The organism is Candidatus Megaera polyxenophila (assembly GCF_029982035.1).
In the GTDB taxonomy this organism is placed as follows: domain Bacteria; phylum Pseudomonadota; class Alphaproteobacteria; order Rickettsiales; family Rickettsiaceae; genus Megaera; species Megaera polyxenophila.
In genome coordinates this window covers 688,767-702,036 of record NZ_CP104166.1, presented here as the reverse complement: position 1 = coordinate 702,036, position 13,270 = coordinate 688,767, and the positions used below count along the sequence as shown (strand labels likewise).

Sequence of the window (13,270 nt, the reverse complement as noted above, 5' to 3'; positions counted from 1 at the left end):
TGGTTCAGTAATAGTAAGGTAGTACTAGTTTATTAGCGTAAATGGAGTAATTAGTCTCTCCGTCAAAACTCTCTACCCCTGAATTAGAAGGGGTTTCATGTTATAAATGGCTTACGAAATCCATAAGAAAATGTTATAATTAGCGCATAAAGCTTATGGATTTTAAAGTATATGCCTATAGAAAATATTAGTTTTTCTCAAAAACAAGAAAGATTATTTGGTGAAAAATTATCTATACAACTAAATCGCAAAAACAAATTATATAAACTGAGAGATTTGGTAAATTGGTCTGAACTTGAAGCGCTGGCATTAGCTAAGGTTGAAATCAAGCAATTCGGTAGAAATAAGAAGGATCATAGAGTAATGCTAGGACTATCAATGCTGCAAGCTATGTATAACGGTTCTGATTCGTTTACGGAGGAAGAATTAAAGGAAAATATATATTGGCAATATTTTTGCGGCTATGAGTATATGCAACAAGATATTGACGTATCGGAGGCGACTATACGTAGATTCCGCAATGCTCTGGGAGAGGAAGGATATAAAGAGATTCTAAAAGAGCTTTTGCGTATAGGACTGAAGGTCGGAGCACTCAAAAAAAAAGACTTGGAATCGGCGATTATAGATACGACTGTACAGATTAAGAATATCAAACATCCACATGACGTACATTTAATGGAGACCGCAAGAGCAAAAGTAGTAGATCTCTGTAAACGACTTGGTATTTCGCTTAACGAGACATACGCCAAGAGTTTTAAATATAAGACGATCAAGCTTTGGAAGTACAAGGAAGATAGTAAAGCAAGGCAACGTAGAAAAATAATGATAAGCTTAAAAGTCCGCTTAGGTAGGTTGATCCGTATATGCTGGAGAGGTATAGAAAAATCAAAATTAGAACTATCTGCTGAGGATAGCGCCATTTTTACGAGAGTTAAAAATATTCATGCCCAGTCTGTGCTTAAGAAAAAGGACAAGGATATTTATAAAAAAGAGCATAAGATAGTCTATAGCTTTCATGCTCCGGAGGTAGAGTGTATCGGCAAGGGTAAAATGAATAAACCTTACGAATTTGGTAACAAAGTCGGGATTGCAGTAAGCGGCCGAGGCAACTTTATTCTTGGGGTTAAATCTTTTCACGGTAACCCCTACGACGGACATACTTTAGATCAAACGGTATCGGAGCTGCGCAAGCTAAGTCCGGAGACTAGCAAAATTTTTGTAGATCTTGGTTACACCGGCCATAACTTCAAAGAAAAAGGCAAGGTTTTTACCGCCAAGACCAAGAAAGCTTTATCAACCGATGACAAAAAGATGCAAAAGCGGAGAAGTGCAATTGAACCGATAATAGGTCATCTAAAGAATTTTGGTCGTATGGGTAGAAACTACCTTAAGGGAATAATTGGAGATATCGTTAATCCGCTTATCTCTGCCGTTGGCTTGAATTTGCGTAGAATCACTAATATTCTCAAAGAATCCACCGCATAATAATTTTCCGAAAATCTTAATAATTTAAGCAATTAGCATTGCTCAAGAGAGAATCATGAGTAAATTGTGAATTTTTGCCATCATAGCACCTAAATTTTATATTTTTGGTAAAAAAATACCCCAAAAAAATAAAAATGCGATGATTGACTTTTAAAATTATTAAAACTACATCAAAAATTTAGAATTTTGACGGAAAGACTAATTAACGAGAACTGCAAATAAGTTAAATTTCTTTGGATTGGATTTGGCTCTGTCTTTTTAAGTGTGTAGATTCAAAATAGGCACTTAAATCCTACCGTCAGAAAAAAATGAACCTTACTTCATTTCAATGTCATTGATTCACTCATCTGGGTAGATACCCCAGAGAAGTTTTTTTACAATCCATCCTTTGTAGGTTTTACACACCACTTGACACCAATCCTCTTTGCACTTTATCAAATTACACCGAATCTTAGGTTTTAGCTGAACTACTACATCATCATAACGACCAGGTAAAGCAATTAGAGGAGTAATATTTTTTGACACTACGATGACCGATCTTTTAGCCGATAAAGCACTTGCATGTACCCAGCCACCTTCTCCATGTATGTCCCGTACTTTTCTCCACTGCTCATATTCAGCTATTATCTCTACCGGTTCCCCTTTGCGAATAAATACCCACTCAATAGGGCAATCTATCACGGGCCCGGTTCTTACATTTACTTCGTCAAATTTAATTGTTACAAACCTTGGAATTGGTAACTTTTCTTTGGAAATATCAGCAAAAGCTAGAGAACTAATATTTATCCACAAAATTAAACAAGCAAATATCCTATTCATCTTCTTCGGATTCAAGTAAAGTATTGTCCTGTTTAACTACAACATAACTTCCTGCTCTAAATTGAGTTTTTATCCGATTAATCTCATGTTCACTGATACCTACAGATTTCAGAACAGCACCGCCAAGCTGTAAACCAGTTTCATAATCTTGAGGGATAATCGTCGTTACTCCAATATCATAAAATTCCGTACAATTCTTTAAGTCTTTTAATCTAACAATAACTTCAAGAGAAGAAAAGTTATTTTTAATAGCCTTAGCTGTTTTTTTGATGGTAATTGCATTGTTCATTGTTAATACAATAGTTAAGGCTCTATCAGCTCCAACGGCCTTTAAATTGCTTATTTGCGACGCATCACCTACAAAAACCGGTAAGCCGTTAGCTATCTCTTCTGCAACAACCTCGCCGTTAACATCCAGTGCTATATAATTTACTCCTTCTGCTTCAAGGACTTTTGCTACCATTTTGCCTACTTTACCAAATCCTGCAATAATAACATGATTAGCTAGGTCTCGTGCCCCATATTCAATAACTTGTTCTGGAGTTCTTCCTAGTCCCTTTTCTATTTTTTCGGCAAATTTCTGTCCCATCATAGCAAGTAAGGGAGTTAAAGCCATTGAACAAGTGACAACAAGCAATAAAATATTTGCAACGTTTTCTTCAAGAACTCCATATTCTTTACCAAGATTAAATAAAATAAACGAAAATTCTCCCCCTTGAGAAAGTAATAACCCGGCATGAACGGCTACGCCCTTATTAAAGCCAAATAATATACATAACCCAGAAATAATAATTGCTTTTAAAAGGATCAAAGCTAAGCAAAAAGTAATTATTGTTGATATTTGTGAGTATATTTCCATTACATCAATCTTCATTCCTACGCTCATGAAGAAAAGGCCTAGCAACAAACTTTTAAAGGGATAAATACTTTCGTGGGCTTTAACTCTAAATTCGGTTTCAGCCACAAGAACTCCGGCCACGAAAGCTCCAAGAGCAAGAGATAGTCCAAAATGCTCCGTTCCCCAAGAAGCTGAAAGAACTACTAATAAAGTTACGGCAATCGGTAATTCACTACTCTCGCTACCTGAATCCGAAGATATGAAAGAAAACAAAGGCCGGAGTAATAATCTACCGGCAATAAAAATAACTCCCAGGGCAACCACGGCCTTTAAAAGTGAATAAACAAGCACAATTAATAGTGGTTCTTCTCCATTACCTCCAAGTATAGGCACAATAACAAGTAATGGTACAACAACAAAATCTTGTAACAGTAAAATAGCAAGAGAAACCCTTCCTATTTGCATAGACTGGCTTTTTGTTTCATTAACTACTTGCATTACTATTGCAGTTGAAGACAATGCAAGACCACCTGCGATAATTATTGCAGAATCATTATCCCCTGTTACAAGAACTATAGAACCAGCAATAAGAAGTACGGTAATAAATACTTGTAAAGATCCAAGACCAAAAACATATCGTCTCATAACTTTGAGCCTTTCTATAGAAAGTTCAAGCCCAATAGCGAATAATAAAAATACGACTCCTAATTCAGCAAGCAAAGTAGTTTGTTCGTAAGCAATAATTTTCATACCATGATCTCCTATCATGGCTCCAGCAACTAGGTAACCAAGTACTGGGCTCAGATTCAATCTTTTGAAAATAGCAACCACAAATACTGCAGCTGCGATTAGCATAATAATTACGACTAAAACCTGACTCTGCATTAAGTTCTCTAATTTTAAGTTTATTTACATTTATATCTTACATCTTTAGGATATATTATATCCTTATTTTTTCTTGCTCCATAATTCTTCGAGTTTAAATTTTTCTCTTGCCTCAGGATGGAAAATATGAAGGATAACGTCTCCCGCATCCAGTAAAATCCAATCTGAATTGTTAAGACCTTCAGCAGAAGCCGGCCACTGCGCAGTATGTTTTAATTCATACACTATATGTTCTGCGATTGCCGTTATATTTTTTGTAGATCTACCACTAGCAAAAATCATATATGTTGCCAGTGGTATTTCATTGCCAAGTTTAAGTACTGTAATATTTTGAGCGTTTTTATCTTCTAATATTTTGACAATAAAGTCCTTTAGCTCATTTGGAGTATCAATCATTAGCCTTTATTTGTTAATAATTATTTAATCTAAGAGGATGAAATTAATATCCACCACTCCTTTGTGAATTATTATATTATTAGTTTGGGATTTCGCAAGGAATGGTTTGAATTTTCTAATACATATAGAATATTTTCTTAGCTGCCTATCAAATAAAACAAATTAAAAGAATTTTTAGAGTACCGGTATTTTTTAGAACATTTAAAGATTGCAAATTATAAATTTTTTTTGTAGCTTCCATTATATAATTTCTTAAATAACAAGACTTTTACATATGGCCATTTCCGAAGAAGAATTATTGTTAATACTACAACAAAAATTTCCTAATGCAAAAATAAAATTAAAGGATTTAGCCGGAGACCAAGATCATTATTCTTTAGAAATAAACGATCCTTCATTTAAAAATATTCCATTAGTTAAACAGCATAAATTAGTTAACACAGCTTTAGCAGAAGTACTACATAGTAAGCTTCATGCTATCACTATTAAAACCAAACATTATTAGAAAATAAAGTTGTTTTTCTATCAATGGTTTTTACTAAAAAACATTAATAATCTATTGCGAACTTCCTCAGCTGCATTCTCGGCTAAGTCAGACATAGAATCCTGTCTTATAACCGAATTGGAATATAACGAAAAATTAGTACTGTAGGAGCTCATTTTAGAGAAAGTACCGTAAGTTAAGACTTTTAGGTCTTTTTTGTCAATCAATTGATAGGTAACGTTGATATTTTGTGTTTCCCGAAGAATATCAGAATTACTCTGTATAACATTATAAGAGTTACTAAACGACAATTTCGTATTCAACACATAAAGGCTCTTCTTCGCTGACGGAAAAATGCTTTTTAGATGATTATAAAAATTTGTTCCTTCAATAGTTCTCATAGGGGTTATTTCAACAAATGTAAGAAAATTCTCGTTATACGCATCAGCTTTATAAGCAGGTCTAAAACCGCATGAAACCTGCATAAAAAAGGCAAGCATAAAAAATAATATCTTGATATTTTTTGATGCGAAAAAGAGATGATTTATTTTCATGTTGTTATTAAAATAAGGTACTACTCTCTATTATTAACAACAGTTTTATCCTGATTTTCATTATTCAAATTTTTATTTCTCTGTGAATTACTTCTTCTTCTGTTAATTCTTTTCCTAGATTTACTAACATGCTTATTACGGTCAGTAGATAATGGTTCTGCTGCAATTACTTCTTCTTGATCATTAGTTTTGTTAGTATCGATATCTTTAGCACCTTCGCTAGCCTCAGTTTTTTCAACAACCTCAGATTTTAAATCCTCTTCATTATAATGATTTTGCTGAACTAGATTATGTTTCTGAACCTTTTTATTTTTAGGGTTTGTTTTTTTACTTTCTGAATTTTCGGTATATATTTCGTTAATATCTTGTAATAATGGTTGTTTAACTGTACTTTCTGATTTGTTTTTTTCTGATAATTTAATTTTTTCTATTGAATAGCTATCAGCTGTTGCTTCTTTATCAATGTGAAAGTTAAGTTTTATAGAATATTTTTTCTCAATAAAAGCTATTTCTTCTCTTTTGTTATTGAGCAGATATAGCATTGATGAAGCAATCCCATAAACATTTACAACATTGTAATTATTATTGTAAATCTCATTTTCTATAGTTCTTAGTATTAACATTGAATTAGACTCATCGGCTCGTACGATTCCTTTACCGCTACAGTGCAGACATATATTGGAATTTACTTCTAAAAAAGACGGTCGTAGTCTCTGTCTTGACATCTCAAGCAAACCGAAACTACTAATATGAGAGGTCTGTATCCTTGCCTTGTCTTTGCTTAAAAACTCTCTTAAAGTTCTTTCCACTATTTTACGGTTTCTAACCTCGGCCATATCTATAAAGTCTAAGACAAGCAACCCTGATAAATCTCTCAGTTTTACTTGCCTTGCTATTTCCCTTGCTGCTTCAAGATTATTTTTTAAAGCCATTTCTTCAATATTGCGCTCACTGGTAGCTCTACCAGAATTTACATCTATTGAAATTAATGCTTCAGTAGGGTTAATGACTATATACCCCCCAGATGGCAGCTGAACAATCGGTTGGTATAATTTTGCCAGTTGATCTTCAACATTAAATTTAGTAAAAATTGGCGTATTACTTTTATATTCTTTTATCGAATTTAAAGCATATGGCATAATATCTTTTACAAATTTTACACAGATATTAAAAGCTGTAGTACCTTGGACTATTACCTCTTTTACGTTGCGGTCAAACATGTCCCTAATTGTTTTCAATATGAGACCGTCTTCTTGATGAATAAAGGAAGGAGCATTTGCCTTAAGGGTAGCTTCCCTAATCCGATTCCACAGTTTAACTAGATATTCATAATCTTTTTTGATATCTAATGAAGTGTGACCAGCCCCGGCGGTTCTGGCTATAACACTAGAGGTTTCCTTGTTTTTTCCGGAAAGTAAGCTATTAATAATATCCTTTAATCTTTTTCTCTCATCATGATTGGAAATCTTGCGTGAAATACCATTTTGCAGTGGCTTATTAGGCATTAATACACAATACTTTCCAGCTAGCGATATGTAAGTTGTTAGTGAAACGCCTTTGTTGCCCCGCTCTTCTTTTGTAACTTGTACCAAAAGAATCTGTCCTTTTTTTATAACCTCCTGTATTTTATAAGCTTTTCTTGTATCACTATGTACATCTTCTTTAGAAAAACTTTCTACTTCGTTATCTTCGACTTCTATATCAAAATCTGACTGGATTTTTTCATCAACTAATTTCTCTATTTTACTAATATCAATTTCGTCATTATCTATAACGTCATTCCCGATATTTTGCTGCTTTGTCTGCATCAAATCCTCAGAAGTAATTTCTGGTGGAAAGAGCTCATTCCATGAAGGGGTATCACCTTTTTTATCTCTGGCTAGAATATTATAATAATCAGGATGGATTTCATTAAAAGGAAGAAACCCGCTTTTTTCGTCGCCATAATCAACAAAAGCAGCTTGCAAGGCAGGTTCTACTCTAGTTACTTTGGCTAAATATATATTTCCTTTGATCTGTTTTTTGTTGACCGAACTATATTCAACGTCCTCTACATTATTATTTTTATCAAGTAAAACGATCCTTGTTTCTGTAGGGAAATTGGCATCTATTAAAATTCTTTTTTTCATATCAAAATAATTTTTTCTAAATTCTTTACCTGTGGATACTAAAATGATTCGAATTGATAGCAAACTTGCATCAATTGCCCTCAATATACATTTAATTAATTGCTAAAGGCTTTAGCTTTTTCAATAATTAGTATACTCTTTAGGTTTATTAGATATGCGTCTTTTTAGTTAAACTAATTCGCTAAATGACCACAGTCTAAACGAAATTTATATACCACCATCGATATTTTAGCAAATAAATATTTATGAATACAAAGATTAATTATAAGGCATCTATTCCTTATTTTATCTGCATAACGACATATATGTTTGCTGCAATAGTAAATATTCAGGTAGTAGAACAAGTTTTGGTTTTTAAGGAAATTCCTGCCGGTCTTTTAGACCAAGTATACCATTATGATATACTGGGCTACCTCATAGGCAGTTTAATGCTACTTTTTTTTAGTAATTATTTTCACCTCCAGAAAATTATCATTTTTAATTTGTTAATTTATGCTTTAAGCGTATATAATGTAGGTTTCTCCACATTTTCTGAGTTATTCCAGAAAATTTATCCTATGATTTATTCTCTCACCAATTCGGTTATTATAACTTCTTTGCTTTATTATATATTCAGCGATAAGAGAATAACTCATAAATATTCTATAGCCTTTTTTCTTTTTAGTATTTTTATAGCATATTTTTTAGCACAAATAGTCTTATATTATATATTTCTAGGAACAGACTCTCCTGACTTAGTTTTGATACGTATACTGGTCATAGTAAATATCATACCAATAACAATTTTCTTGTGTAGTTTTTTGCTAAGCTCTTGTTTTCATCAGTTAAAAACCAAGCCAGTAAATAGCTTGATAGTGCTAAAAAATATAGATCTAGAATTATTAGCATCTTTTTCTATCTTTTACATTACAATGACAGTGTTTTATGGGTATGAAACGTATAAATTCACTGATAACCTATTGATGATATCGGTATCGAACATAAGGTATTATATTTTTGCTGGTATATTGTTGCTTGCAGTTTTTTTATCAAAATTTATTTTTAATTACAACCCACATAAAATCAATATAGCATGTATTACTGCTTTATTACTTATGTTTAGCTCGATATCTTTTTGGTCTAATGATATATTGTTAAGCTCAATTTCCTGGTTTCTGATAACTATATTTTTATATTTATATTTTTGCTCTAATCTCTTAATAATAGCTGCAAAATTTACCGATTTTTATTTACAGTTAGCAATAATATTATACACGCTAGCTGGAGCTGTAGGATATTTCTGCAGTTATATAGCCGCAGAAAATGCTGACGTTAATGACGATAGATATAATTTTTTAATTCCTATTTGTCTTATTCTAGGTACTACACTTCTTTATTACCTGTATCGTTATCAGAGAAATCAGTTAGAAAAATGGTAAGTATATAAAAATGTCTAAAATATCTGGAGATGATGTTATAGAAAATATTAAAAAGGCTGGTATATATTATCAGGAAATAATTATGCAGCTTGCACAAAATAAGTCCTTGCCTCCAATGCCATCTGATTTGTACGACGCCGATAAATCTACGGAAATAGCTAGTAAATTATTTGAGCAAATTTTTGAGCATCCTGAAAAGTTTACCGATATAAATCTGGAATATATCCATAATTTGCAAAAACTAATCGCTGATTCAGTAGCAAAATTTACGGGAAAAAAATCAGATGATCAGCAAGATCTCTCTTTTACTGATAAAAGGTTCAGAGATCCTGCATGGCAACAAAGTCTTTATTTTGCATTCATTAAGAAATATTACATGATTTCTGCGGACTGGATAAAGAAAACCGTCGGACAATATGAATTGGATAATGACGGAAAAAGGTTTCTAGAGTTTATAACCAGCCAGTTTATCGATGCTCTTTCCCCTTCAAATTTTGCTTTTAGCAATCCAGAAGTAATAAGAGAATCTCTAGAAAGTGGGATGAGCAACATTGTTAAAGGAATGGAAAATTTCCTTTTAGATATTAAGAAATCAGGCTCTTTACTAACTATTTCTACTACAGATAAATCTTACTTTAAAATTGGTAAAAATCTGGCAACTACAAAAGGAAAGGTAATTTTCCAGAATGATTTGATACAATTGATTTGTTATGCTTCCAAAAAAAATGTGCATTCAATTCCTATATTTATATTGCCACCCTGGATTAATAAATATTACATACTGGATTTATCTGAGGAAAATTCGTTAATTAAATGGTTATTAACCCACCAATTAAATACCCGACATAACTATTGCCAAGAAGGAAGGAATTTGTATAATGCAATAATGTCAAAAAGTGAAGATTTTAGGAAATTATCAATAAGCGCACAAGCGTCGATGAGAAAGATTGCTCTAAAACTAGTAAAAAGAGGAGAGAGTCAATCGTCGGTAGGTGAATTAATAGGAGTGAGTCGCCAGACAGTAAATGAATGGGTAAGGAGGGAAAAGAGAGGCGACAAGTACGCAATTAGTGGGAAGTTAAGAGGTAGAAAGATAGGAGAGAAAAGGCTTATAACCGAAGATCAAAGTAAAATAATACAAGGGTACGTAAATATCTCTAGACCAGAAGATCACAATATCAAATCAGCATTATGGTCAAGAAAATCAGTTAATGCACTCATCAAAAAACATTGTGGATTTTTTCTTCCCCTAAGTACAATAGGCGAATATTTAAGAAGATGGGGGTATACTGCACAAAAGCCAAAGAAGTTAGCATATGAGCAGCAACCCAAAAGGGTTCAATTTTGGTTAGATGAAGAATATCCGTCAATAGCCAAGCAAGCAGAATATGAAAAGGCAGAAATACATTGGTGCGACGAAGTAGGGATAAAACAAGAGTGTCAGGTATTACAAAGCTATTCTTTAAAAGGAAAAACCCCTGTTGTGATTCATAAATCGAAGAGATTTAGTATAAACATGATATCCACTGTTACAAATAACGGTAAGCTAAGGTTTATGCTGTACGAAGAGACACTAAAAACAAATGTATTTATAGAATTTTTACGGAGGTTGGTAAAATACTCCAAGAAAAAAATCTTCTTAATCCTAGATAATCTCAAGGTTCATCATAGCAAAAAAGTACAAATATGGACTCGGAAACATAAAAAGAAAATTTCTTTATTTTTTCTGCCTCCGTATACTCCGCAACATAATCCGGATGAATATTTAAACAACGATTTAAAAAGAAATGTAAATAGGAAACATATACCTCTTACAAAATCTGAACTCCAAGGGAATTTAAAATCTTACCTAAGGACTCTGCAAAATAACCCAGAACATATCAAAAGATTATTTCAGGCGAAAGAAGTAAAATATGCCGCCTAAGTCGGGTATTTAATTGGTGGGTTAATAGTAGAAAACAATTTTCAGGTTTTTCTTGTCTCTTGGGTTAATCCAACAAAAGAACTAGCCGATAAAGATTTTGAGGATTATTTACACCAAGGAGTAATAGAACCTCTTGAACATATACAAAAATTAGGCTTTGAAAAAGTTAATGCAGCCGGTTATTGTATAGGCGGTACTTTGCTTGCTATAGCTTTATCCTATTATAAGGCACACAATAGTAATATCATAAATAGCGCTACTTTCCTTACTACTTTAGTGGATTTTTCTACTCCTGGTGAGATAGGTGCTCTTATCAATAAATCCACAATTGGTTATATAGAAAATAAAGTATCTGAAGTAGGGTATCTGGATGGGCAATACTTATCAAATAGTTTTAGCTTAATCCGAGCTAACGACTTAGTATGGTCATATTTCGTAAATAATTATCTACTGGGCAAATCTCCGGTTGCGTTTGATATATTGTATTGGAATTCGGATTCAACCAATCTGCCAGCGAAAATGTATATATATTACCTAAAAAATATGTATATTGATAACTTGCTTAAAAACCCCGAATGCATTGAAATGTTAGGAGTAAAAATAAATCTTTCCCACATTGATGTGCCAAGTTTTTCTCTTGCCGCAAAAAGTGATCACATCGCTCTCTGGAAATCAGTTTATGAAGGGGTAAAACTATTTGGGGGAGAACGGACTTTCTGCCTTACTGAAGCGGGGCATGTAGCCGGTGTTATCAACCCAGCTACCAGTAATAAATACTCCCACATGATGAGTAGTAATATTTTAGATGATCCGGATAAATGGTTAGAAAGCGCAAAAATTCATAATGGATCATGGTGGAATAGTTGGAATAAATGGTTATCAGCTAATAGCGGGAAATTAATTAAATCTATTAACTACAATTCTCTTCCTATGATTGAGCCTGCCCCTGGAAGCTATGTAAAATAACTTAGAAATAATGCTATTAGTCTTATTAGCTGCCGCTATCATTAATAATTTTTACCAATCTTTCTTTAGCGTCGGCTTTTGCTCGCTGGCCTGCAAAAGTGTTTTGTTTTTTATCATCAGAAATATGATTTGAAAAAGATATTACTCTCCCATCTTTTTCAATCCACCCAATAAACCAGCCATGTTGGATTTTAAGCTTTCTTGTTCTATCTGGGCTTAAGAGGACACCACTGCCCGTTTTGCCATAAAGTTTCCATCCACCAGGCAATTCTTCTACAAATAAAATATTTTTTGTCATTTCATGGGCATGTCTACTTACAGGCAGGGTATTGTTTACCAATTTTCCTAAGAACGCGATTTGCTCTTTACTAGAGATTTCAAGAGAACTAGATAACCACGCATTTGTAAGGCCATTATTTTTACCTTTATCACCAGAAAGGTCCATATTTCCGTAATTGAGTTTCGTGGTATATGATTGAAACTTTTGCATTCCAATCTTCTCTGTCAAAACTTGGGAATACCAAACGCAACTATTTTTCATCCAACTTGTTGGCATTTGATCTTGTTTCCACACGTCCAAAAAGGCCGGATAACCTTTTTTAAAAGGCCAGGACGGATTCATTTCATCAACTAAAATTCCAAGGTCATAACCTATTAGGCTAAGAGCAATTTTAAAGGTGCTACAAGGCGCATATCTTTGATCACAATCTCCTTCTTGATGAATAATTTTATCTTTTTCCTTTACAATAAAACATTGTTCAGCAAAAACATTACTTATACACAAAATGAGAAAACATAAAAATAAACCGACTTTTTTCATAATTTACCTAAATTTAAAAAATTTTATAATGTTTGGAATTAGTTAATTTATATCAGTATACTATTAACACATTACCTCAATGTTTTTCAAATCATAATACTACTTCATCATCAGGCTAACAACTATTTCCTAACGCTCTTTAAAGTTAATAAAATTATTATTGACTTCAGATGATTTCAGTTTATACTCTTGGAGTTGTATTTTAAGTAATTATTAGAGAGAATTTGCTAGTATGTTCGCAGTTGTTAAAACAGGTGGAAAGCAATATAAAGTTGCAAAAAATAGCATAATCAAAGTTGAGAAGATAGAGGGCCAGCTCGGTAGTAAAATTGAGCTAAACGAGGTTTTATTAGTGGGCGAATACTCTAAGCCGTCTTTTATCGGTACTCCAGTTGTAAAAGGGGCAACAGTAACTGCAGAAATCACTAATCAATTTAGGGATGATAAAATTATTGTTTTTAAAAAGAAGAGACGTCAGCATTACCGCCGCAAAAACGGTCACAGGCAAGATCTGACGGAATTAAAAATTCTTGATATTGTAAAAAAATAAGG

At 33.0% G+C, this 13,270-nt stretch carries 11 protein-coding genes; 5 read left to right on the top strand and 6 right to left on the bottom strand.

Annotation, left to right across the window (positions count from 1 at the left end; genetic code table 11):
* The first annotated feature begins 171 nt into the window (after positions 1 to 171).
* On the top strand, positions 172 to 1,485 hold the full coding sequence (locus N3Z16_RS03735) for an IS5 family transposase (protein ID WP_282485558.1): 1,314 nt from the start codon (positions 172 to 174) through the stop codon (positions 1,483 to 1,485).
* A 339-nt stretch (positions 1,486 to 1,824) separates the two neighbouring features.
* On the opposite strand, the gene N3Z16_RS03730 is transcribed toward N3Z16_RS03735, so the two are convergent.
* The 3 genes from N3Z16_RS03730 to rsfS form a co-directional block, all read right to left on the bottom strand.
* A complete protein-coding gene (locus tag N3Z16_RS03730; protein ID WP_282486785.1) occupies positions 1,825 to 2,304 on the bottom strand; it encodes an SH3 domain-containing protein in 480 nt (159 codons plus the stop codon).
* Positions 2,297 to 4,027 carry a cation:proton antiporter domain-containing protein gene (locus N3Z16_RS03725; RefSeq protein ID WP_282486784.1) on the bottom strand — a complete coding sequence of 577 codons (1,731 nt, stop codon included), beginning with the start codon at positions 4,025 to 4,027 and terminating at the stop codon, positions 2,297 to 2,299. Before N3Z16_RS03725 ends, N3Z16_RS03730 begins: the two co-directional genes overlap by 8 nt.
* A 63-nt stretch (positions 4,028 to 4,090) precedes the next feature.
* Complete coding sequence (gene rsfS, locus N3Z16_RS03720) at positions 4,091 to 4,423, bottom strand: ribosome silencing factor (protein WP_223939611.1); 333 nt, start codon at positions 4,421 to 4,423, stop codon at positions 4,091 to 4,093.
* Positions 4,424 to 4,697: 274 nt separating this feature from the next.
* Here rsfS and N3Z16_RS03715 point away from each other — a divergent pair, with 274 nt between their 5' ends.
* Positions 4,698 to 4,928 carry a BolA/IbaG family iron-sulfur metabolism protein gene (locus tag N3Z16_RS03715; protein WP_223939610.1) on the top strand — a complete coding sequence of 77 codons (231 nt, stop codon included), beginning with the start codon at positions 4,698 to 4,700 and terminating at the stop codon, positions 4,926 to 4,928.
* 20 nt (positions 4,929 to 4,948) lie between these two features.
* On the opposite strand, the gene N3Z16_RS03710 is transcribed toward N3Z16_RS03715, so the two are convergent.
* The gene (locus N3Z16_RS03710) at positions 4,949 to 5,392 is read right to left on the bottom strand and encodes a hypothetical protein (RefSeq protein WP_282486782.1); all 444 of its coding nucleotides are present in this window, start codon (positions 5,390 to 5,392) and stop codon (positions 4,949 to 4,951) included.
* 89 nt (positions 5,393 to 5,481) lie between these two features.
* Positions 5,482 to 7,590, bottom strand: a complete 2,109-nt coding sequence (locus N3Z16_RS03705; protein ID WP_282486780.1) for an Rne/Rng family ribonuclease — start codon at positions 7,588 to 7,590, stop codon at positions 5,482 to 5,484.
* A 1,428-nt stretch (positions 7,591 to 9,018) separates the two neighbouring features.
* On the opposite strand from N3Z16_RS03705, the gene N3Z16_RS03700 reads away from it, so the two are divergent.
* Together N3Z16_RS03700 and N3Z16_RS03695 are read left to right on the top strand one after the other, a co-directional pair.
* Positions 9,019 to 10,932: an IS630 family transposase gene (locus N3Z16_RS03700; RefSeq protein ID WP_282486778.1), complete on the top strand. Its 1,914-nt coding sequence runs from the start codon at positions 9,019 to 9,021 to the stop codon at positions 10,930 to 10,932.
* Positions 10,933 to 10,944: 12 nt separating this feature from the next.
* Entirely contained in the window at positions 10,945 to 11,898 is a 954-nt protein-coding gene (locus N3Z16_RS03695; protein ID WP_341850341.1) for a PHA/PHB synthase family protein, read from the top strand.
* Positions 11,899 to 11,923: 25 nt separating this feature from the next.
* Here the strand turns inward: N3Z16_RS03695 and blaOXA are convergent, their stop codons facing one another.
* The gene (gene blaOXA, locus N3Z16_RS03690; RefSeq protein ID WP_282486776.1) at positions 11,924 to 12,718 is read right to left on the bottom strand and encodes a class D beta-lactamase; all 795 of its coding nucleotides are present in this window, start codon (positions 12,716 to 12,718) and stop codon (positions 11,924 to 11,926) included.
* A gap of 232 nt (positions 12,719 to 12,950) precedes the next feature.
* On the opposite strand from blaOXA, the gene rplU reads away from it, so the two are divergent.
* The gene (rplU, locus tag N3Z16_RS03685; RefSeq protein ID WP_282486774.1) at positions 12,951 to 13,268 is read left to right on the top strand and encodes a 50S ribosomal protein L21; all 318 of its coding nucleotides are present in this window, start codon (positions 12,951 to 12,953) and stop codon (positions 13,266 to 13,268) included.
* Positions 13,269 to 13,270 lie beyond the last annotated feature (2 nt).

Bases quoted from the DNA above. Each gene is read 5' to 3' on its own strand.
- N3Z16_RS03730 (WP_282486785.1), bottom strand. From the start codon at position 2,304: ATGAATAGGATATTTGCTTGTTTAATTTTGTGGATAAATATTAGTTCT.
- blaOXA (WP_282486776.1), bottom strand. From the start codon at position 12,718: ATGAAAAAAGTCGGTTTATTTTTATGTTTTCTCATTTTGTGTATAAGT.
- N3Z16_RS03715 (WP_223939610.1), top strand. From the start codon at position 4,698: ATGGCCATTTCCGAAGAAGAATTATTGTTAATACTACAACAAAAATTT.
- rplU (WP_282486774.1), top strand. From the start codon at position 12,951: ATGTTCGCAGTTGTTAAAACAGGTGGAAAGCAATATAAAGTTGCAAAA.
- N3Z16_RS03735 (WP_282485558.1), top strand. From the start codon at position 172: ATGCCTATAGAAAATATTAGTTTTTCTCAAAAACAAGAAAGATTATTT.
- N3Z16_RS03725 (WP_282486784.1), bottom strand. From the start codon at position 4,027: ATGCAGAGTCAGGTTTTAGTCGTAATTATTATGCTAATCGCAGCTGCA.
- N3Z16_RS03710 (WP_282486782.1), bottom strand. From the start codon at position 5,392: ATGCAGGTTTCATGCGGTTTTAGACCTGCTTATAAAGCTGATGCGTAT.
- rsfS (WP_223939611.1), bottom strand. From the start codon at position 4,423: ATGATTGATACTCCAAATGAGCTAAAGGACTTTATTGTCAAAATATTA.
- N3Z16_RS03700 (WP_282486778.1), top strand. From the start codon at position 9,019: ATGTCTAAAATATCTGGAGATGATGTTATAGAAAATATTAAAAAGGCT.
- N3Z16_RS03705 (WP_282486780.1), bottom strand. From the start codon at position 7,590: ATGAAAAAAAGAATTTTAATAGATGCCAATTTCCCTACAGAAACAAGG.